This is a genomic window from Bacillus sp. AF62 (assembly GCF_050312695.1).
In the GTDB taxonomy this organism is placed as follows: Bacteria; Bacillota; Bacilli; order Bacillales; family Bacillaceae_G; genus Bacillus_A; species Bacillus_A cereus.
In genome coordinates, this window is record NZ_JBNPJZ010000101.1 from 224,842 (window position 1) to 245,986 (window position 21,145).

The following is a 21,145-nucleotide window of genomic DNA, read 5'->3' on the forward strand; positions in this document are numbered from 1 at the left end:
GCGTAAACCCTTTGTTTTTCATATGATTGAGTCAAGAAAAGCGAAACAAACAAACGAAAAGCGCTAAAGCGACTTTCATCTATAAAGAAGAAAAACAAAGGGGATGAAGAAATGACATTGGCAATTGAAATGAAAGATGTAATGAAAAGTTTCAGTGGAAAAACGGCACTTCGAAATGTAAATATTGAGGTGAAGCAAGGAGAGATTTTTGGATTCCTCGGACCGAGTGGATCTGGTAAGACGACAACAGTAAAAATTTTAACTTCTCAATTGCTTCATAGTGTTGGAACGGTAAGAGTATTAGGGAAAGATATTACAGGACCAAGTAGCATCGATTACAAACGAATTGGTATTTTAACAGATAACAGCGGCTTATATGAAAGACTTAGCATTTATGATAACTTACTATTATTTTGTGACTTATATGATTGCAAAAAAGAACGAATCAATGAAGTACTAGCACAAGTAAATTTATTAGATGATAAAAAAACACCAGTAAAGAAACTATCAAAGGGAATGAAGCAACGCGTCACACTAGCAAGAGCAATCCTTCATAAACCAGATATTCTCTTCTTAGACGAACCAACATCTGCACTCGATCCAGTAAACGTACAAAACATTCATAAAATCTTAAAAGACTTAAATGAAGAAGGAACGACGATTTTCTTAACGACTCACAACATGGATGAAGCAGAAACGCTTTGTAACCGCATTGCCTTCCTTTGTAGCGGAGAAATTGTAGTGCTTGATACGCCAGAGAACCTACGCTTACAATACGCTAAGGATCAAATAGAGGTCGTATTAAAAGATAAACAAAAAGCAGTAGTGCAAAAAGATGAATTAGGTGCAAAACGTATTTCAGAATGGATGAACAAAGGAGAATTACTATCCATTCATTCACACGAACCAACGCTAGGTGATATCTTTATTGAAGTTACTGGGAGGGGATTATAATGACTTTTTCAATGAAACGTGTATCAGCTATTTTTAGAAAAGAAGTACAAGATTTTAAGACAAATTCACAAGTGTTGTTGATGGCATTTTTACCAATTATACTTTCATTTTTGTTTAGAAGATTTGGAGTGGGAAAGGAAATGTTAGGCATTACTACTATAACGGCCTTCCTATTTGTCGCAGGCTTTGTTCAATCTATGGTAATTGCAGAAGAAAAAGAAAAACATACACTGCGTGTATTGATGCTATCACCGGCATCTTCGGTTGAAGTTCTATTTGGAAAAAGTATATTAACAGCATGTTTGACATTGGGCATTTGTATTGTGAACTTATTTATTTTGGATCAATTCAGTGGAAATCTATTATTGCTAGGATTTATTTTCTTATGTGGAACAATTCTATTTATTGTGATTGGAACAATGATTGGATTGTTAGCTGCATCTGTACCACAAACATCAATAATTGGAATGCCGATATTAATGACGATGTATTTGGCTGTACAGTTTGAGCCAATGGTTGAAAATAAAGTAATTAAGACGATGATTGGATATCTTCCAACATCTCATATTGTGAAAGCACTTAACAGCTTAGTAGGTGGAGCTGGGTTTAGTAGTATTAGTGGGCATGTATTAAATGTTGGAGTGTGGCTTATTATTGCGCTTATTGCATGTTTAATCGTATATAAGAAAAAACAAATGGACTAAAAACTGAGCCGAAACGCTCAGTTTTTTCTTTTTTCTATCATTTCCTCGGAAATTTTACAGTCCTTATACATATTTTTACAAATTTTGTCGAAAAGTAATTAGTTATACGTTGTATAGGATACGTGAATATTGTTCAAAATGATTGCTGAGGTGATGATGGAATGCGAGGAAGAAATAATAAAAAGTCGCAAAAGGTAGTACATTTATTTCAAAAAAGATGGGTGTTTCCGGCACTATACATTGCTTGTGCAGCGGTAATCTTAATGGTTGCGCTATGGTTCCAAGGAGCTAATCCGAAGAAGACTCCAAACCACGATCAAGCAACACCGTATACACAATCGGAAGATCCAGCAGTACCAGTAACGAAATCTTCAGAAGTAGTGAAAATGCCAGCAGCCGCGAATGCGGAAGTAGTCGTACAAAAGAAATTCTATGAAGATGCAGCAACTGAGGCGGAACAAGAAAAAGCACTTGTCTTTTATAACAACACATATTCCCCAAACAAAGGAATTGACATTGCTGCGAAGAATGGAAAAGAATTCAATGTTGCCGCTGCTTTAAGTGGTACAGTAACGAAAGCTGAAAAAGATTCACTTCTTGGTTATGTTGTAACAGTTGATAGTGGAAATGGTGTAGCGGTATCTTATCAAAGCTTAGGCAGTGTGAAAGTAGAAAAAGGTGCAAGAGTTGCACAAGGTGAAGTATTAGGAACATCCGGTCTAAGTGCAATGAATAAAGAGGCAGGCTCTCACGTTCACTTTGAAGTACGTAAAGACAATGTGGCTGTGAACCCTGAACGTTACTTAAATAAATCAGTAACAGAAATTAAAGCTGATGCAGGTGCTGCAAAGGCTACGAATGCTTCTGGTAAAAAAGCTGATGACAAATCTCAAAAAGAAGAGAAGTCAACGAGCACGAAACCAGAAAATAAAACAGAAGACAAGTCTCAAAAAGAAGAGAAATCAACAAGCGGTTCAACTAGTGACAAAAAAGAAGAACCGAAGAAAGAAGAAAAATCAACAAACGGTTCTACAGAATCATCTAACAATTCTTCTTCACAAGAATAATAAAGTGAAAAAATCAGTTCTCATCAAGAGAATTGATTTTTTTATTTTTATATAAAAATAATCAATTTCGAGAAAAAAGTTGTAAAAACAAGGAAAAATGACGAGATTCTCGAATATATATTACAAAAGGGAGGGGATACTGTGTCATTTTTGTTTGTTCTGTCGACTGCTATTATTTTATTGTTTGTTTTATTCACTTTATATTATTATATTGCCGGTAAGAAAGAGGTTCCCCACCATCAGTTGTTAGAAGAAGAATTGGAACGAGAAGAATGACGCCTTTTATACAAGGTGTCATTTTTTTGGCCATAATAGTCAGTTTTAACGTATTTCTCACAAAAAAACGTAATTTTTCTTAACTTAGTCCGCAAAAATAGTGAACATGTAGCATATATCAGTAGTGCGGGCAATACAATGGTATAAACCAAAGCAAAGAGAGTGTTTGAGGTGAGAAATCGTGAATCATTTCATTATAAATCCAAGAATGTTTAACGCTTACAAACAGCACTCACACTTACTTCTTAGTCATATGCAGCGAGGCTCATTTCACCCTTCTCACATCCAAATTAGGGAGGCGAGTGGTGTGCACGATTACATCAAAGAGAGAACTATCAAGATTGGTAAGTATATCGTGGAGACAAGAAAGACAGTGCGTGTCATTGCAAAGGAATTTGGGGTATCAAAGAGTACAGTCCATAAAGATTTAACAGAACGTCTACCAGAAATTAATCCAGAGCTCGCAAATGAAGTGAAAGAAATTCTTGATTATCATAAGTCTATTCGTCATTTAAGAGGTGGAGAAGCAACAAAGCAAAAGTATAGAAAAGAAGATGTAGAGAAGCCTGTACGTCAATAATGTTACAGTAGCAAACATTCCGTTCACATTCGGTAATATTTTTCAGAAGAATTCTTTTTGCGAATATTACGTTTCTGTTAAATTTATGATAAAATCAGAAATTAGGTGAAAAGAATTCGGGTGTAACCTGATTTTGAATATCGAGGAGGAAAAAACGGGAATGTTTGCGCGAGATATCGGAATTGACCTAGGTACGGCTAACGTATTAATTCATGTTAAAGGTAAGGGTATTGTATTAAATGAGCCATCTGTTGTGGCAATTGATCGTAATAGTGGTAAAGTATTAGCAGTAGGTGAAGAAGCGAGAAGTATGGTGGGACGTACACCGGGTAATATTGTAGCAATTCGTCCACTTAAAGATGGTGTAATCGCAGACTTCGAAATTACAGAAGCAATGTTAAAGTATTTCATTAACAAATTGGACGTAAAGAGCTTCTTTTCAAAACCTCGTATTTTAATTTGTTGTCCAACAAATATTACATCAGTAGAACAAAAAGCAATTCGTGAAGCTGCTGAACGTTCAGGTGGTAAAACAGTATTTTTAGAAGAAGAACCAAAAGTAGCCGCAGTGGGTGCTGGTATGGAAATCTTCCAACCAAGCGGTAACATGGTTGTTGATATTGGTGGAGGTACAACAGATATCGCTGTACTATCTATGGGTGATATTGTTACCTCTTCCTCTATCAAAATGGCTGGCGATAAGTTTGATATGGAGATCTTAAACTATATTAAACGTAAGTATAAGCTATTAATCGGAGAACGTACTTCAGAAGATATTAAAATTAAAGTTGGTACAGTATTCCCAGGTGCACGTAGCGAAGAGCTTGAAATTCGCGGACGTGACATGGTAACAGGCTTACCACGTACAATTACAGTATGCTCTGAAGAAATTACAGAAGCATTAAAAGAAAATGCAGCTGTTATTGTACAAGCTGCAAAAGGCGTATTAGAGCGCACACCACCAGAATTATCTGCAGATATCATCGACCGCGGTGTTATTCTAACAGGCGGTGGAGCTTTACTACACGGTATCGACATGCTTCTAGCAGAAGAACTAAAAGTACCAGTATTAATTGCTGAAAACCCAATGCACTGCGTTGCGGTTGGTACAGGTATTATGTTAGAGAATATCGACAGATTACCAAAGCGTGCTTTGAGATAATTTGAAAGAACTAAGGCTGACGCCTTAGTTCTTTTTTTCGTTTTTATATTTTTTTATTTTGTTTTTTTGCGAAAATGGAAGGAAAATAGAGAAATATGAAGGAAACAGGTAAAATATTCATATATATGGTTAAATTTAATATTTCCTTAATTGAAAACGTTTATAATATAATGAGTCGAATACGACATTAAGGCAAATAATGTTTCAATACATATTGCCTTTCCCTAATTTGGGCATACACTCCTTTCCACCTCCGTGTCAGTTGCAAAAATGTGCAACTATTTTAATGGAATAGAGTGTGTGCATTTTTTTTTAGGAAGTTGTACTAAATATAAAATGTTACTTTGTAATGACAAACAATAAACAAAATGGGATAATAGCAATATGTCCAAGTGGTAAGACCAATATTACAAAAGGGGCGATTGTTACATGCTAAATATAGAACAAATTAAAGAAATCATTCCTCACCGCTATCCATTTTTACTTGTTGATAAAATATTAGAAGTAGATGAAGGCAAAAGAGCGGTTGGGATTAAAAATGTATCCGCAAACGAAGAATTCTTTAACGGACACTTCCCTGACTATGCAGTTATGCCTGGTGTACTTATTGTAGAAGCATTAGCACAAGTCGGAGCAGTTGCAGTATTAAAGAAAGAAGAAAATCGCGGAAGACTTGCTTTCTTTGCAGGTATCGACAATTGCCGTTTCAAAAAACAAGTACGCCCAGGTGATCAGCTTCGTCTAGAAGTAGAAATGACACGCGTACGCGGCCCAATTGGAAAAGGAAAAGCAATCGCAACAGTAGATGGTGAAGTTGCATGTGAGGCAGAAATTACATTTGCGATTGGTGATAAAAAAGAATAGATAGTACTAAAAAATCTCCTTGTGAAAAGACAAGGGGATTTTTTAATTTATGCTATATAACGATGAAACGATAATGTACAAACTAATCAGAAAATATCTTGTAAATAGATGGTAATTACCATATACTTACTTTATTATTTATTTAGAAAACAGGATAAGTGATAAAGGTAATAAAGAAATAAAGGCATTGTCATATTGTTAAGGTACTTAAGTAAGACAAAGTAGGATGTTATTGATTATGATGAAATGTGGGGAAATCAGCAAGAATATTAATTAGACGTATGAAATCGAGCATAAGAGAGAGAAAAGGGAAATGTCGCATTTCACAAAAGGAGATTATGAATATGTTCGGGAGAAAGAAAAGAAAACCATTACGACAATTAATTACACATAAAGAGCCTAAATCGCGTATTACAGAACAATACCGCAACATTCGTACAAACATTGAGTTTACATCTGTAGATAATCATGTTCGTTCTATTATTGTTACTTCGGCCGATCCAGGTGATGGGAAAACGACAACAATCTCAAACTTAGCAGTAGTTTTCGGACAACAAGGAAAGAAAGTTTTATTAATTGGAGCTGACTTGCGTAAGCCGACGATACAAAACTTATTTGCCATTCATAGTTCAAATGGCTTAACAAACTTATTATCAGGACAAGCAAAACTTATGCAATGCATTCAAAAAACAGATATAGAGAACGTATACTTAATGGCAGCAGGTCCAATCCCGCCAAACCCAGCAGAACTATTAGGGAGCAGGGCAATGGACGATGCATTACTAGAAGCATATAACATGTTTGATATTATATTAATCGACACACCACCTGTCCTTGCGGTTACGGATGCACAAATACTTGCGAATAAATGTGATGGAATCGTACTCGTTGTACGCAGTGAAAAGACGGAAAAAGATAAAATCGTAAAAGCGAAACAAATATTAGATAAAGCATCAGGCAAACTACTTGGAGTCGTTTTAAACGATAAAAGAGAAGAAAAAGAGCAGTATGGTTATTACTAAAATATAAAAAGCCAACAAAATTTTTGTTGGCTTTTTTGTTTTCTGAAAATTATTTATCAAGTTATACAGTGTAAAAAGCATGATATGATAAAATTTTTGGGAAATCATTGGAATGTGTTGTCATATTTAAGATTATTTTGTAAGATTAAACTTGTTTCTTGTGAACAAATATAGAACTGAATTATTAAAAATAAAAAATGTAAGATTTATATGTTATAATTTTTCCTATGTGTAAATTTTAGAAAGTTGGAGGAACTTATGGAAGAAACAATTAATTTAAAAGAGTTATTTCATATCTTAAAAAAACGTTTAGCAATGATCCTCGTAATCGCCTTTGGTGCAGCTATTGTAAGTGCTATCATTAGCTTTTTCTTCATGACACCAATATATCAATCTTCGACGCAAATTCTTGTTAACCAGAAGAAACAAGAGGGTGCGATGTTCCAAGCTGGTGAAATTCAAACGAATATTCAATTAACGAATACATATAAGGTTATCATTAAAAGTCCAGTAATCTTAGAACAAGTGAATGAAAAATTAAATTTAAATATGACATCTCAAGCGCTAACAGGAAAGATTAATGTTGCGAATGAAAAGGATTCACAAGTAATCTCTGTAACAGCTGAGGATAAAGATCCAAAACTAGCTCGCGATATTGCGAATGCAACTGCAGATGTATTTAAAGGTGAAGTTGCAAAAATTATGAACGTTGATAACGTAACAGTGCTATCTAAAGCAGAAGTTGCAGAAAATCAATCTCCAATTAAACCACGTCCAATGTTAAATGTAGCAATTGCTTTCGTTGTTGGTTTAATGGCTTCAGTTGGTCTTGCATTTTTATTAGAATACTTAGATAACACGGTTAAAAAAGAAGAAGATGTAGAGAACTTACTTGGCTTACCAGTATTAGGAATTGTAGCTCGTATGGATGAAGAAACAATGAACGTGAAATCACACGCTCCATCATCAAGAAAAGTGAGGGGACAAACAATTGGCTCTTAATTTATTTAAAAAGAAAAAGAATCATCGTCAACGCCGTCAATTAATTGCTCATCAACAACCGAAATCACCAATTTCAGAACAATATCGTAATATTCGAACGAATATTGAATTTGCAGCTATTGATACGAATTTACATTCATTAATGGTTACGTCTGCAAACCCAAGTGAAGGGAAAACGACAACGACAGCCAATATGGCAGTTGTGTTTGCTCAACAAGGAAAAAAAGTATTATTAATTGATGCAGATATGCGTAAACCAGCAATGCATCAAATGTTCCAAGTAGATAATATTTTTGGACTCACGAACGTATTAACACATAGTGAACATTTAGAAAAATGTGTACAAACGACATCTGTAGATAATCTACACTTTTTAGCTTGTGGCCCAATCCCACCAAACCCGGCCGAATTGTTAGGCTCAAAATCAATGAAAGAACTTCTTGGACAAGCATATAGTATGTACGATCTAGTTATTTTTGATATGCCGCCAATTTTAGCTGTAACAGATGCACAAATTATGGCAAATGTATGTGATGCTTCTATTCTTGTTGTTCGTAGTGAATCAACAGAGAAAGAAACAGCAGTAAAAGCAAAAGGATTGTTAGAATCGGCTAAAGGTAAATTGTTGGGCGTTGTTCTGAATGATCGTGAACGTGAAGAAGGCTTATATTATTACTACGGTGCAAACTAATTTTAAAGTGAGATATGGTAAAAACATATCTCCTTTTTTCCCTTGAATATGAGATATATCTCATATTCAAGGGAAAAAAGATCTTTATAGGAGAGAGGGAGGATGAAACAAATGATAGATTTACATTGTCACATTTTACCTGGTATCGATGATGGTGCACAGATAGTGACCGATAGTTTAGCGATGGCACAACAAGCCGTGTCAGAAGGAATACATACAATTGTCGCAACGCCGCACCATCAAAATGGCAAATATGTAAATGAACGTACCTCAATTATTCATCACGTAAAACAACTAAATGATGAACTACAACAACATAATATTCCACTTACCATTTTACCTGGGCAAGAAGTCAGATTATATGGTGATTTATTAGAAGACTATGAAGCTGGTAAAATCGTTACTTTAAATGAAACAAATAAATATATATTCATTGAATTTCCATCGAATCACGTACCACGTTATGCCGAACAATTGTTATACGAATTACGTGTAAAAGGAATGATTCCAATTATCGTTCATCCAGAACGTAATGCCGAGTTAATCGAGCGGCCAGATAAGTTATATAACATTGTAAATAAAGGTGCATTAACACAAGTGACAGCAGGTAGTTTGCTTGGGAAATTTGGTAAAAAGATTAAAAAATTCTCATTACAGCTTGTGGAACATAATTTAACACATATGATCGCATCAGATGCGCATAACACGACATCGAGAGGATTTCATTTAGCAGAAAGCTATGAACTAATTGAGAAAGAATTTGGAATGAATGTTATGAGTGATTTGAAAGAAAATCCGTACTTATTAATTAGCGGGAAGGCAATTTACAAAGAAGATCCAGAACAAATTCGTCGTAAAAAATTGTTTGGTATTTTTTAAATAAGAATTGGTGATGTCTCCTAACCGTTATCAATGGGGGCACTCGGTCGTGCTGTGGGTAGAAAATTTATTTTCGAACCTACCTTAGACGCTTGTCGTCGGGAGTATGACGTGAGGATGGGTTAGATGCCCATAATTTATTTATGATAGAAACTCTACTTATAGAGTTGTAAAGACGACCCTATAAGTAGGGTTTTTGTTATCTCTACATATGGATATAATAATATATTTTGGGGGTACTAGATTTGAAAAAAGTAAGAAAAGCAATTATTCCAGCTGCGGGACTGGGGACAAGGTTTTTACCGGTAACAAAGGCAATGCCTAAAGAAATGTTACCAATTGTTGATAAACCAACAATTCAATACATAGTAGAAGAAGCGATAGAATCAGGAATTGAAGATATTATTATTGTTACTGGAAAAGGAAAACGCGCCATTGAAGATCACTTTGATCATTCTTTTGAATTGGAGCAAAGCTTACTAGAAAAAGGGAAGCATGAAATGCTAGAAAAAGTACAAGCTTCTTCAAAAATTAATATTCATTACATAAGACAAAAAGAACCAAAAGGGCTAGGACACGCAGTATGGTGTGCGCGTAAGTTTATTGGAAATGAACCATTTGCAGTATTACTTGGTGATGATATTGTTCAAGCAGAAACGCCATGCTTGCGTCAATTAATGGATCAATATGAAGGTACAAAGTCTTCAGTTATTGGTGTACAAACAGTGTCTGAAAACGAAACACATCGTTACGGTATTATTGATCCGGTTGAACAAAATAATCGTCGTTATCAAGTACGTCAATTTGTGGAGAAGCCAGTTCAAGGAACGGCACCATCAAATTTAGCGATTATGGGACGTTACGTATTAACGCCAGAAATCTTTATGTTCCTTGAAAATCAACAAACAGGTGCTGGTGGGGAAATCCAATTGACAGATGCAATTCAACGATTAAATGAAGTTCAGCGTGTATTTGCTTATGACTTTGAAGGTACGCGTTACGATGTTGGAGAAAAGTTTGGATTTATTAAGACAACGATTGAAATGGCACTACAAAATGAAGAATTAAATGTAGAATTAATGAAGTATATGAAAGAGCTTGTAAAAAAGGAAGAGGTACATTCATAATAGAATGTCCTTTTTTATTATGAATAAGATAAGAATTATGTAAAGAAGGGAACATGTATATTGAGTTATCGAAAAAGGCTCTCATTATTAATTTTATTAGATTCATTTATCGTATTAACTGCCGTGTATTTAAGTTATTGGTTTATACATCCAAATGTACTAAACAAAATCCCAGCGACAGTGATTATTAGTTCTATTACATTATTGTGTAGTCATCATATTTTTGCTGCCATTTATAAGCTATACAATAAGGCATGGGAATATGCAAGTATTGGTGAATTAAAACAAATATTTAAAGCAATTACACTTTCCATTATTGTAACAGCAATTGTTCAACAAATTATTAATCACGATATTTATGTTCGAATTTTAGCAATCGCATGGATGTTACATTTACTATTAATTGGTGGTTCTCGTTTCGTATGGCGTATGTTCCGTGATACGTATATTACAAAAGCTGCTGATAAAAAACGAACATTAATTATTGGTGCGGGTTCAGCAGGGACAATGGTAGTACGTCAATTACAGCATAATAAAGAAGCAGATTTATATCCAATTGCGTTTGTTGATGATGATAGAAATAAGCAAAAGTTAGAAATTTATAATGTACCGGTTGTTGGTACAACAAATCATATTCAAGAAATTGTAGAAGATAATGATATAGAACATATTATTATCGCAATCCCTTCATTAAGTAGAGGTCAAATAAACGAGATTTTTGAGAAGTGTAGAAAAACGAAGGCGAAAACACAAATTGTGCCGATGCTAGAAGACCTTTTAGATGGTAAACTCTCTGTCAATGAATTCCGTGATGTACAAGTAGAGGATTTATTAGGGAGAGAACCAATAAAGCTAGATGATGCAGGAATTGGAGAGAAGATTACAGGTAAAACAATTTTAGTAACAGGTGCTGGTGGATCAATTGGATCAGAAATATGTCGCCAAGTGATGAAATATAAACCAGCTAAAATTGTTCTTTTAGGACATGGTGAGAACAGTATTTATAATATTGAGATGGAAATGAGAGTCACTTATAAAGATTCTGTGGAAATAACAACAGAAATTGCTGATATTCAAGATCGTCATAAAATCTTTGAAATAATGAAGAAGCATCAACCGTATATTGTGTATCATGCGGCTGCACATAAGCATGTTCCTTTAATGGAGCGTAATCCAGAAGAAGCTGTGAAAAACAATATTTTTGGTACAAAAAATGTAGCTGAAGCGGCAGATACGTTTAAAGTGAATACGTTTGTTATGGTTTCTACAGATAAAGCTGTAAATCCGACAAATGTAATGGGAGCTACAAAACGATTTGCAGAAATGATTGTGCAGCATATGGCATCGGTTAGTACTGGTACACGTTTTGTTGCGGTTAGATTTGGTAATGTTCTTGGAAGTAGGGGAAGTGTAATTCCTCTATTTAAGAAACAAATTCAAAAGGGTGGACCTGTAACAGTTACTCACCCTGATATGATTCGTTACTTTATGACAATACCAGAAGCTTCAAGATTAGTTATTCAGGCAGGCACACTGGCTAGGGGTGGAGAATTGTTCGTGCTAGATATGGGGGCCCCAGTAAAGATTGTAGATTTAGCTAAAAATTTAATTACTCTTTCAGGTTTTTCTATTGAGGAAATTGGAATTGAATTTACTGGATTAAGACCAGGTGAAAAAATGTATGAAGAGTTATTAAATGAAGGTGAAATTCATCCCGAACAAATTTTCCCTAAAATTCATATAGGAAAAGCTGTTTTAATCGATCAAGGGATTTTAAGGCAGTTTATGAATGACTTTGAAGGAATTAGTAAAGAAGAAATAAGAGAACGACTATTAGATATTGCAAATAATAAAGTAAATATTAAAAATTAATTCAAGGGAAGGAAGTTTTAAAAATGGGAGACAGAATATTTCTTTCATCGCCACATATGAGTGACGAAGGTTATGAAATGCATTATGTGAAGGAAGCTTTCGATACAAATTGGATTGCACCACTTGGGGAAAATGTAAATGGATTTGAAAGAGAATTAGCTATGAAAGTAGGATCTAATGCAGCAGCAGCACTATCTTCTGGAACAGCTGCAATTCATATGGCATTAAAAGCGGCTGGAGTAGGAGAAGGTGATGTTGTTTTTTGTCAAACACTTACATTCTCAGCTACAGCAAATCCGATCATTTATCAAAATGCTATTCCTGTTTTCATAGATAGCGATTATGAAACTTGGAATATGTGTCCTAAAGCATTAGAAGAGGCTTTTAAAAAGTATCCAAATGTAAAGGCGGTTATCGTAGTTCACCTTTATGGTCTGTCTGCGGATATGGATAAGATTGTTGAACTTTGTAAAAAATACGATGTTACTTTAATTGAAGATGCTGCTGAATCTTTGGGAACTTATTATAAAGGTAAACATACAGGTAGTTTTGGAGAGTATGGTATTTTTTCTTTTAATGGCAATAAAATCATTACTACTTCTGGTGGCGGTATGCTTGTTTCTAATGATGAAGAAAGAGTTTCAAAGGTAAGGTTTTGGGCTACTCAAAGTAGAGACCAGGCAAGACATTATCAACACAGTGAATTAGGATTTAACTATCGTATGAGTAATGTAGTTGCTGGAATTGGTAGAGGGCAACTTAAAGTATTAGATCAAAGGGTTCAAAAGAAAAGATACATATTTGATTTGTATAAGAGAGAATTAGGAAATCTTGAAGGAATTGAATTTATGCCTAGTAATGAGTGGAATGAACCAAACTATTGGCTAAGTTCTATGACACTAAACGGTAAGGTCCGTCCAATAGATGTGATGGAAGCCCTTGAAAAAGAAAATGTTGAATCTAGACCGGTTTGGAAGCCAATGCATATGCAACCGTTCTTTGAGAAATATGATTTTGTTGGTACAGATGTATCAGAAAAACTTTTTGAGAATGGTATATGTTTACCAAGCGATACGAAGATGACAGAAGCAGATCTAGAAAAAGTTGTGAAAATTATTAAAGGGTTGTGGATAGCATAATGAGGAGTTCTAAAGTTGGCATCTATGGTAGGTTTATAAAAAGGCCGATGGATTTTATACTGTCTTTAATTGCTATTATAATGCTTAGTCCAGTATTCCTTATAGTGGCCTTTCTTGTAAAAACAAGATTGGGTAGTCCGGTATTATTTAAACAAGAGAGACCAGGATTAAATGGAACTATTTTTAAAATGTATAAATTTAGAACAATGACAGATGAAAAAAATGAAAATGGTGAGTTACTACCTGATAGCATAAGGCTTACTAAGTTCGGTAAATTTTTACGTTCGACATCACTAGATGAATTACCGGGGCTTTTTAACATTTTTAAAGGTGATATGTCAATTATAGGGCCAAGGCCCTTATTAGTTCAGTACTTACCACTATATAATGAACATCAAAAGCGTCGCCATGAAGTTAGGCCTGGATTATCGGGTTTAGCACAAGTTAATGGTCGTAATACTATTAGTTGGGAAGAAAAGTTTAATTATGATGTAGAGTATGTAGATAATGTAAGTTTCACTACAGATTGGAAGATTATCCTTTTAACAATTAAGAAGGTTTTTATAAGAGAAGGAATCAATTCAGAAACTGCTGTTACGATGGAACCTTTTAAGGGAAATCAAAAAGGAAGTATGGAGCTATGAAAACAAAACTTCTTATAATAGGTGCTGGCGGACATGGAAAGGTTATAGCTGATATTGCATTAAAAATGAATAAGTGGGAGTATGTTGCCTTTCTTGATGATAGTGAGAATGTGAAAGTTTCAATGGGCATAGAAATTATTGGGAATTCAACGGACCTTCCGAGATATATAAAGGATTACGATATTTTTGTGGGTGTTGGCAATAATACTATACGCGAAAATATTCAAGAGCAACTTGAGTCTCAGGGAGCGAGTATACCAGTTTTAATTCATCCAAATGCAATTATTGGAGCACAAGTTTCTCTGGAACCGGGTACAGTAGTTATGGCGGGTACAGTAATTAATTGCTGTACTCAAATCGGAAAAGGTTGCATCATTAATACTGCTTCTACAATAGATCATGATAATATTATTGAAGATTATGTGCATATATCTCCAGGTACACATTTAGCGGGTACAATAAAGGTTGGAAAAGGTACTTGGCTAGGTATTGGCACTGTGGTAAGTAATAATATTAATATTGCCAGTGGTTGTAGGATTGGTGCAGGAACCGTTATTGTTAAGGATATAACTGAATTAGGGACTTATGTAGGGGTTCCATCTAGGAGATTATAAAATGAAAAAGGTTTTAATATTAGCGAATAACGATGTTGGATTATATAAATTTAGAAAAGAACTTATACAAGAATTAGTGAAAGAATATAAAGTTTATATCTCACTTCCGGATGGTGAATTTATACATCAATTGAAGGAAATAGGATGTGAGTTCATTGATACACCAATTAGTAGAAGAGGTACTAATCCAATAACTGATTTAAAGTTATTTATTAATTATAAAAAAATTATTAAAGATGTAAAACCGGATGTAGTTTTAACGTATACGATAAAGCCTAACGTTTATGGTGGTTTAGCTTGTAAGTTAAGTAGTGTTCCATATATAACAAATATTACGGGATTGGGAACGGCTGTAGAAAAAGAGGGGTTCCTGCAAAAAATCACCTTATCTTTATATAAATTAGCATTAACAGATGCGAAATGTATATTCTTTCAAAATAAAGAAAACAAAGACTTTTTTTTCAGAAAAAAAATTATTGATGGTAGAGGTAGATTGATACCGGGATCAGGGGTTAATCTTAATTACTATTCTATGTTAGAGTATCCATCAGATACAGTAGTAAATTTTTTGTTCATTGCTCGTGTAATGAAAGAAAAAGGTATTGATCAGTATTTAGATGCCGCTAAATATATTAAAGAAAAGTATCCAAATACAATCTTTCATATTTTAGGTTTTTGTGAGGATGCGTATGAAAAAAAAATAATAGAAATGCAAGATGGGGGTATTATCCAATATCATGGAATGCAAAGTGATATAAGAGCGTTCCATAAAATCTCTCATTGTACAATACACCCAACATATTATCCAGAGGGAATGTCAAATGTTTTACTGGAAAGTGCCGCTTGTGGTAGACCTGTTATTACCACTAATCGAAGTGGTTGTCGTGAAATAGTTGAAGCTGGATTTAATGGATATATTGTAAAACAACAAGACAGCCAAGATCTTATAGAGAAAATGGAGGGGTTTTTGGAATTAGACTATATTTCCAAAAAGAAAATGGGTATAAATGGTAGAGTTAAAGTGGAAAGGGAATTTAATAGGGAAATTGTTATTAATGCATATTTAGAAGAAATAAAAAAATGTATATAGAATAATAAATATATTTGGTAGCAATTTTTTGAGTTTAATATAAGGAGATTAGATATGAATAAGATCTTATTTATTACCACAAGAAATGTACTTAATACTTGTGGTGAGTTACGATTGATAAAAAATCGGGCAAAGGCCTTATATGAAAAATGGAATATTACAACCGATTTCATTGTAATTTGTGATGAAAAGAAGATTAGGTCAAGAAATGAAGAAATAGGAAACAATAGCAGAGTTATTCCTATTTCATGTAACCAACATAATCCAATTAGTGTTTATAGTGCGTTTAAAAAAAGTAAGAGGTTACTCATTGAACTTATAAAAACAGAGAACTATAAGTGCGTTATTTTATCGGGTATCGGTACATTTTCATTTGCACCGATAATAAAGAAAAATCGAAAGGATCTACCAATAATAGCGGATATTCATGGAGCAAAAGAAGAATTATTAGAATTCAACAGTGGTAATGTGATACAAAAAACATATAAATCCTTTTTGTACAATTATGTTAAAAATAGTGAACGTAAGTACTTACATCAATTAGATGGTTCTTTAGTAGTTTCAAATGCATTAGCAGACTACTTAGATAAAGAATATAACCTGAAAAATTTTAAACATTATGTAGTTCCATGTGCGATTGAAAATAAAAGGAATGATCCAGAGATTAAATTAATCAATAGGGAAAAATATCGAAAAAAATATAATGTGAAGGCAGATGAAGTATTATTTATATATTCAGGTGGCTTTTCTCCTTGGCAATGTATTAATGAATCTATCAAGATTTTTTCTAATATAAAATCCAAGTCTAATGCGAAGGTTAAGTTACTAATTTTATCTCATCAAATAGAAAAAATTTCACCTATGATTAAAGGATATTCAGAGATTATTACAGATAGTGTAAATGCCCAAGATGTAGAAAAGGTATTATGCGCGGGTGATTATGCCTTTTTAATCCGGAAAGATTTTATTACAAATAATGTTGCATATCCTAATAAGTTTCTTGAATACGTGCAAAGTGGCATGAAAATTATAACAACTCCTTTTGTATTCGATGTAGCAAATCAAGTAAAAGAATTTAATCTAGGGATTTCTATTGATATTAATAGCGAGTGTGATGAAAAAATAATTGAGTATATAAATGATTCTAATAATAAAAAACAATTGAATCATAGAGCAGAAGAACTTTTAAGCAAAATAAGTTTTGATGAAACGTTAGTAGATTTTATTAAGCAGTATAAACTTGATAAATAGGAATCTGAAAAGGAAGAGCTATAAAGATGGATAAATCAGAAGAGTATGAAGTAAAGGTATTTAATATAAATTATATACTTATAGCAAGTATAGTTAGTTTATTGAATAGTTTATATTATGCTAATTTCCCTATTATGTGTTTATTGGCTGCTGTACAAATATTTTTGTTAATTAGGTGTTTAATAAAAGGACAAGATGTTAAATATTTATGTCTTTATGTTATATTCCTGAGTACAAGTATGGAATCAGCTTTATTTGTTGGCGTAGATAAATTTTATGGATTTAAAGAATTTAAAATAGTGGGTATTAATTTGGGTGTAATATTCATTTTGCTACCATTTTTAAAATTCATAATAAATGGGTCTATACAAAATCCCTTTAAGACGAAAGGTTATACAGGTGTATTTATAAAAGGAGTATATATATTAACACCTGTAGCTTTCTTTATGGGATTATTTTGCTTACTAATAAATGATAATAACATTTTAAGCAAAATTACAAGCTTTAGTATGTTTATTGATGCTAGTTATATGTTTATACTTGTAGCGATAGAGGTACTAGTTATTTATACAATAGTCAAACATAATTTGAAAGAAATGAATGAAATAAAGCAATGTTTATTAGCGATTATTGTTAGTCTTGCAGTTACTCTTGTAAGCTCACTTTTGTTTGGGAATTATGGGAATAGGGGAGGATTACCTTCTCTACAAGTAAGTAACATCATAATGTTATTAATCTGCACAATCTTGTTACCTTTTTATAAGGATTATAACAAGAAAATGAAGGTTATTTTGGTGTTAATTACAGGTACTGTATTAATATTGGGACTAATCTATAATACAAATGGAAAAATGATTCTTACAGCTATGCTAGTACCTATGGCGATATTAATTATACAATTAAGAAGAAAACGGTATATTGCTACGTTTTTCACATTAATAATAGGTTTCTTTACTATATATTTATCATTAAAATTTATTGTACCATCTATATCTGGGAATAGTTTTTTATTTTCGACAAAATTAGAACAAGCTTCTTCAATGTTTTTATTTGGAAGTGGTTGGTTAGATAATATGCCTAGTTCTCCTAAAATGAGAATCACACAAATTTTTAACATAACCAGTGAATATTTTGAAAAGCCTTGGTTTGTTTTGACAGGTAAAGGCTATTTAGGGACGATACAAGATAATTTATCTTTGTTTATTGGAGCAGATGAGTTTGCGTATTCAGCGTGGCAACTTAATAATGGCCTTTACTATATGATGCATGAAACATTTAATACTTTATATCTAACCAATGGAGTTATAGGTCTAGTATTTTTTGTATGGATGTTTAAGATTATTATTTCTAAATTTCATAAATCTCCATGGATGATGATTGGTGGTTTTTGGTTTTTACTTTTTTACTCATATTCAGTAACGATATCAATTTTTGGTGTCACAGCTTTAATAATAGGTTTGCTGGATTTAGATAAGGAAAAAATATCCTGTAAAAAGAAAAGTGAATGAAAAGTATAAAATTTAAGGTTTTATATAAAAACGAGAGGGGATTAAAGTGAATATTTTAATACTAGACTATCTTTTTCCGAAAAATCATGTTGCGTTATACAATAACATAATCCAATATCTCACACACGTAGGGCATGTTAAAGTTGTGGCAAAAGATAATTATTACTCAGATTATAAAAGGGATTGGATAGGTATTGAGCTTGAGGAAATACCTATTAAGGATGATGGAAATAATATGGTGACTAGGAAATTACAATCCCTTATTTCTATGATAAAAACTAAAAAAGCAATTACAAATAATAAAGACAGCATTAAAGTTGTTTTGACATTTGATACAATAGCATTTGCATTAGGCTGGTTATGGATAAAATCCAATAATACTTTTATTTTACATCATAAAAATATAGATGAACTAAATAGTAAAATAAAAAGGTTCTTGTTCAAAACTTATATGAACAAGGTGAACCATATAGTATTTGAGGAGTTTTTTAAAGAGTATTTAATAAATGAGATAGGGGTAGAGGAAAAAAGAATTCATGTAATCCCACATCCGATTTTTAGCCCTTCAGTTTCGGACGAGGATAATTTTATATATGACTGTATCGGATTAAGTAACAGTAATGATGAGGGGTTTATAAAACAGATAATTGATGAAGAAGTAAAAACAAATTATTTAAAGAATTCGAATTTACATGTTGTATTAAGATCAAAAAAATATAAATTTGATAATGATAACCTAAAGGTGATATCTGGATATCTACCTAAGGAGGAATATGACTATTATACAAAAAAATGTAAAACGGTTTTTGTACCATTGCCTAATACTTTCAAATATAGAGTTAGTGGAGTCATTTACGATGCATTATCTAATTATAAGGTTGTTATAGCAAATAATGTACCTATTGTAAAACACTACGAAGAGAAATATCCAAATTTATGTATAGGGGTTAATGATGTAAGAGGATTTTTTGATAAGTTAGATTGTATTAAATTTAATACAACAACTAATAAGGATTTTAATGAGTTTATTAAGCATCATAATGAAAAAATGATTATAAAAAAATTTAAGGATGCATTCAATTGTGCATTTAAGGATGCGAATACTAATGAAAGTAAGAAAGAATGATATTATTTGGAATTACATTGGGACCTTTATGACTTTGGGGACTAATTTTATAATACTCCCATTTATGACGTATTTTCTGAGTGGGGAGGAGTTAGGTTTATGGTATGTGTTTTTAAGTATTGGAGCAATAGTTACATTATTTGATTTTGGATTCAATCCGACACTGGCAAGAAATGTTGCATATTGTTGGAGTGGTGCCGAAAAATTAAATAGAACAGATGTTATTTTTGTTAATAACCAAGAACCCAACATAGGATTGTTAAAAAAAGTGATTATCACCTGTGAAAAAATTTATTTAATTATTTCTTTACTTGCAGGGCTGATATTATTAACAGTAGGAACAATATATATATTAAATGTATCCCATAATCTCAATGGCTATAACCATATTATGGCATGGTTTATTTATATAGTAGCTGTATTTTTTAATATTTATTATGGATACTACACCGTTTTTTTACGTGGAGTAGGTGCAATTGGAGAAACTAATATTGCTAATATTATATCTAGAACAATACAAATTATAGTTTCTGTTGTACTTTTATTTCAAGGATTTGGTTTGATTGCAGTTTCGATAGCTTATTTAGGTTATGGATTCATATTTAGAATTTTATCTAAAAGAGCATTTTATAATTATGAAGATATAGGAAAACGCATTAAGGATACCTGTATTGAAATTAAATTTTCGGATATAAAAGAAACTTTTAGTATAGTATGGCATAATGCGTGGCGAGATGGTTTAGTCTCAGTATCTAGATATTTTACAAGCCAAGCATCTGTAATCATAGCTTCAATCTATTTTGATTTAACAACGACAGGGATATATTCAATATCAATACAATTAATTACAGCCGCTTCAGCCATATCCGGGGCATTATATACAGCATACCAGCCGGCTTTGCAGTCTGCATATATAAATAATAAGATGTATGATTCGAAGAAACTAATGTCAACCGCTATGACGGTGTATTGTATATTATTTTGGATAGGTATAATTGTTTTGGTTATAATTGGAATACCTTTATTTAAGTTAGTAAATTCAGATCTGTCATTCAATATACCGATATTACTTGGATTGGCAATGTACGATTTTTTACTTAAACATCATTCTTATTACGCATCATTTATATCTAACACAAATCGGGTAACATATATGAAACCCTTTTTAATTTCAAGTTTCTTGGGGGTTATTTTGGCGATACTACTTATTGAATTAACTCCCCTGGGTATATGGGGATTAATTATAGGACAAGGTATCGTTCAAATGTTTTACAATAATTGGATGTGGCCATATGAAGTAATAACTTTGCTAAGTACGAATCCTTTAGAGATGTTTAAGATAGGAATAAAAGAGATTAGTAGAATGATAAATGTTAAAGGCAAAAAAACACTATGAAAAAATGAACAATTAGAGACTTAACATTGATATTTAAAGTGAACTATAAGTATGTGTTTTAGTTGAGCATTTTTGCTTTAGAATTCGCTATGTCTTATCCTTTTTGGTAAATATATTACTAATAAATTAGAATAATTTATTAGGTTTGGTATGGATTTTGTATTTAATGTGGTTCGA

At 32.7% G+C, this 21,145-nt stretch carries 21 protein-coding genes; all 21 read left to right on the forward strand.

Annotation, left to right across the window (positions count from 1 at the left end):
* Nucleotides 1-111 precede the first annotated feature (111 nt).
* The gene (locus ACQRBL_RS27400) at nucleotides 112-954 is read left to right on the forward strand and encodes an ABC transporter ATP-binding protein (protein ID WP_098257015.1); all 843 of its coding nucleotides are present in this window, start codon (nucleotides 112-114) and stop codon (nucleotides 952-954) included.
* Entirely contained in the window at nucleotides 954-1,658 is a 705-nt protein-coding gene (locus ACQRBL_RS27405) for an ABC transporter permease (protein WP_411995835.1), read from the forward strand. Before ACQRBL_RS27400 ends, ACQRBL_RS27405 begins: the two co-directional genes overlap by 1 nt.
* 161 nt (nucleotides 1,659-1,819) lie before the next feature.
* A complete protein-coding gene (locus ACQRBL_RS27410; RefSeq protein WP_001214923.1) occupies nucleotides 1,820-2,725 on the forward strand; it encodes a M23 family metallopeptidase in 906 nt (301 codons plus the stop codon).
* Nucleotides 2,726-2,866: 141 nt separating this feature from the next.
* The gene (locus ACQRBL_RS27415) at nucleotides 2,867-3,001 is read left to right on the forward strand and encodes a hypothetical protein (RefSeq protein WP_000008903.1); all 135 of its coding nucleotides are present in this window, start codon (nucleotides 2,867-2,869) and stop codon (nucleotides 2,999-3,001) included.
* Nucleotides 3,002-3,308: 307 nt separating this feature from the next.
* Entirely contained in the window at nucleotides 3,309-3,581 is a 273-nt protein-coding gene (spoIIID, locus tag ACQRBL_RS27420; protein ID WP_000544012.1) for a sporulation transcriptional regulator SpoIIID, read from the forward strand.
* Nucleotides 3,582-3,741: 160 nt separating this feature from the next.
* Nucleotides 3,742-4,743 (forward strand): rod shape-determining protein, encoded by a 1,002-nt coding sequence (locus ACQRBL_RS27425; protein WP_000457978.1) that lies wholly within the window; start codon nucleotides 3,742-3,744, stop codon nucleotides 4,741-4,743.
* 429 nt (nucleotides 4,744-5,172) lie between these two features.
* The gene (fabZ, locus tag ACQRBL_RS27430; protein ID WP_000931959.1) at nucleotides 5,173-5,607 is read left to right on the forward strand and encodes a 3-hydroxyacyl-ACP dehydratase FabZ; all 435 of its coding nucleotides are present in this window, start codon (nucleotides 5,173-5,175) and stop codon (nucleotides 5,605-5,607) included.
* A gap of 344 nt (nucleotides 5,608-5,951) precedes the next feature.
* Entirely contained in the window at nucleotides 5,952-6,629 is a 678-nt protein-coding gene (locus ACQRBL_RS27435) for a CpsD/CapB family tyrosine-protein kinase (protein ID WP_141526289.1), read from the forward strand.
* A gap of 258 nt (nucleotides 6,630-6,887) precedes the next feature.
* On the forward strand, nucleotides 6,888-7,631 hold the full coding sequence (locus ACQRBL_RS27440) for a YveK family protein (RefSeq protein WP_097920054.1): 744 nt from the start codon (nucleotides 6,888-6,890) through the stop codon (nucleotides 7,629-7,631).
* On the forward strand, nucleotides 7,621-8,322 hold the full coding sequence (locus tag ACQRBL_RS27445; protein WP_001207145.1) for a CpsD/CapB family tyrosine-protein kinase: 702 nt from the start codon (nucleotides 7,621-7,623) through the stop codon (nucleotides 8,320-8,322). The genes ACQRBL_RS27440 and ACQRBL_RS27445 overlap by 11 nt, the downstream gene beginning before the upstream one ends.
* 111 nt (nucleotides 8,323-8,433) lie before the next feature.
* Nucleotides 8,434-9,201 carry a tyrosine-protein phosphatase gene (locus ACQRBL_RS27450; protein ID WP_097988154.1) on the forward strand — a complete coding sequence of 256 codons (768 nt, stop codon included), beginning with the start codon at nucleotides 8,434-8,436 and terminating at the stop codon, nucleotides 9,199-9,201.
* A gap of 245 nt (nucleotides 9,202-9,446) precedes the next feature.
* Nucleotides 9,447-10,328 (forward strand): UTP--glucose-1-phosphate uridylyltransferase GalU, encoded by an 882-nt coding sequence (gene galU / locus ACQRBL_RS27455; protein ID WP_097988147.1) that lies wholly within the window; start codon nucleotides 9,447-9,449, stop codon nucleotides 10,326-10,328.
* A gap of 60 nt (nucleotides 10,329-10,388) precedes the next feature.
* Nucleotides 10,389-12,200, forward strand: coding sequence for a polysaccharide biosynthesis protein (locus ACQRBL_RS27460; protein WP_097988146.1), 1,812 nt, complete (start codon nucleotides 10,389-10,391; stop codon nucleotides 12,198-12,200).
* Between the two features lie 23 nt (nucleotides 12,201-12,223).
* Nucleotides 12,224-13,339 (forward strand): DegT/DnrJ/EryC1/StrS family aminotransferase, encoded by a 1,116-nt coding sequence (locus ACQRBL_RS27465; RefSeq protein WP_097988145.1) that lies wholly within the window; start codon nucleotides 12,224-12,226, stop codon nucleotides 13,337-13,339.
* A complete protein-coding gene (locus tag ACQRBL_RS27470; protein ID WP_097988144.1) occupies nucleotides 13,339-13,983 on the forward strand; it encodes a sugar transferase in 645 nt (214 codons plus the stop codon). The genes ACQRBL_RS27465 and ACQRBL_RS27470 overlap by 1 nt, the downstream gene beginning before the upstream one ends.
* Nucleotides 13,980-14,597 (forward strand): acetyltransferase, encoded by a 618-nt coding sequence (locus ACQRBL_RS27475; RefSeq protein ID WP_097988143.1) that lies wholly within the window; start codon nucleotides 13,980-13,982, stop codon nucleotides 14,595-14,597. Before ACQRBL_RS27470 ends, ACQRBL_RS27475 begins: the two co-directional genes overlap by 4 nt.
* Before the next feature lies 1 nt (nucleotide 14,598).
* Nucleotides 14,599-15,687: a glycosyltransferase family 4 protein gene (locus ACQRBL_RS27480; RefSeq protein WP_097988142.1), complete on the forward strand. Its 1,089-nt coding sequence runs from the start codon at nucleotides 14,599-14,601 to the stop codon at nucleotides 15,685-15,687.
* A 54-nt stretch (nucleotides 15,688-15,741) separates the two neighbouring features.
* Nucleotides 15,742-16,938, forward strand: a complete 1,197-nt coding sequence (locus ACQRBL_RS27485; RefSeq protein WP_097988141.1) for a glycosyltransferase — start codon at nucleotides 15,742-15,744, stop codon at nucleotides 16,936-16,938.
* A 26-nt stretch (nucleotides 16,939-16,964) separates the two neighbouring features.
* Nucleotides 16,965-18,446 carry a hypothetical protein gene (locus ACQRBL_RS27490; RefSeq protein WP_411995834.1) on the forward strand — a complete coding sequence of 494 codons (1,482 nt, stop codon included), beginning with the start codon at nucleotides 16,965-16,967 and terminating at the stop codon, nucleotides 18,444-18,446.
* A 46-nt stretch (nucleotides 18,447-18,492) separates the two neighbouring features.
* Nucleotides 18,493-19,572 (forward strand): glycosyltransferase family 4 protein, encoded by a 1,080-nt coding sequence (locus tag ACQRBL_RS27495; RefSeq protein WP_097988139.1) that lies wholly within the window; start codon nucleotides 18,493-18,495, stop codon nucleotides 19,570-19,572.
* Nucleotides 19,553-20,968, forward strand: coding sequence for an O-unit flippase-like protein (wzx, locus tag ACQRBL_RS27500; RefSeq protein WP_411995833.1), 1,416 nt, complete (start codon nucleotides 19,553-19,555; stop codon nucleotides 20,966-20,968). The genes ACQRBL_RS27495 and wzx overlap by 20 nt, the downstream gene beginning before the upstream one ends.
* Nucleotides 20,969-21,145 lie beyond the last annotated feature (177 nt).

Bases quoted from the DNA above. Each gene is read 5' to 3' on its own strand.
- ACQRBL_RS27400 (WP_098257015.1), top strand. From the start codon at position 112: ATGACATTGGCAATTGAAATGAAAGATGTAATGAAAAGTTTCAGTGGA.
- ACQRBL_RS27480 (WP_097988142.1), top strand. From the start codon at position 14,599: ATGAAAAAGGTTTTAATATTAGCGAATAACGATGTTGGATTATATAAA.
- ACQRBL_RS27475 (WP_097988143.1), top strand. From the start codon at position 13,980: ATGAAAACAAAACTTCTTATAATAGGTGCTGGCGGACATGGAAAGGTT.
- ACQRBL_RS27490 (WP_411995834.1), top strand. From the start codon at position 16,965: ATGGATAAATCAGAAGAGTATGAAGTAAAGGTATTTAATATAAATTAT.
- ACQRBL_RS27410 (WP_001214923.1), top strand. From the start codon at position 1,820: ATGCGAGGAAGAAATAATAAAAAGTCGCAAAAGGTAGTACATTTATTT.
- fabZ (WP_000931959.1), top strand. From the start codon at position 5,173: ATGCTAAATATAGAACAAATTAAAGAAATCATTCCTCACCGCTATCCA.
- wzx (WP_411995833.1), top strand. From the start codon at position 19,553: ATGAAAGTAAGAAAGAATGATATTATTTGGAATTACATTGGGACCTTT.
- ACQRBL_RS27470 (WP_097988144.1), top strand. From the start codon at position 13,339: ATGAGGAGTTCTAAAGTTGGCATCTATGGTAGGTTTATAAAAAGGCCG.
- ACQRBL_RS27435 (WP_141526289.1), top strand. From the start codon at position 5,952: ATGTTCGGGAGAAAGAAAAGAAAACCATTACGACAATTAATTACACAT.
- ACQRBL_RS27485 (WP_097988141.1), top strand. From the start codon at position 15,742: ATGAATAAGATCTTATTTATTACCACAAGAAATGTACTTAATACTTGT.
- ACQRBL_RS27465 (WP_097988145.1), top strand. From the start codon at position 12,224: ATGGGAGACAGAATATTTCTTTCATCGCCACATATGAGTGACGAAGGT.
- ACQRBL_RS27440 (WP_097920054.1), top strand. From the start codon at position 6,888: ATGGAAGAAACAATTAATTTAAAAGAGTTATTTCATATCTTAAAAAAA.
- ACQRBL_RS27450 (WP_097988154.1), top strand. From the start codon at position 8,434: ATGATAGATTTACATTGTCACATTTTACCTGGTATCGATGATGGTGCA.
- ACQRBL_RS27425 (WP_000457978.1), top strand. From the start codon at position 3,742: ATGTTTGCGCGAGATATCGGAATTGACCTAGGTACGGCTAACGTATTA.
- ACQRBL_RS27405 (WP_411995835.1), top strand. From the start codon at position 954: ATGACTTTTTCAATGAAACGTGTATCAGCTATTTTTAGAAAAGAAGTA.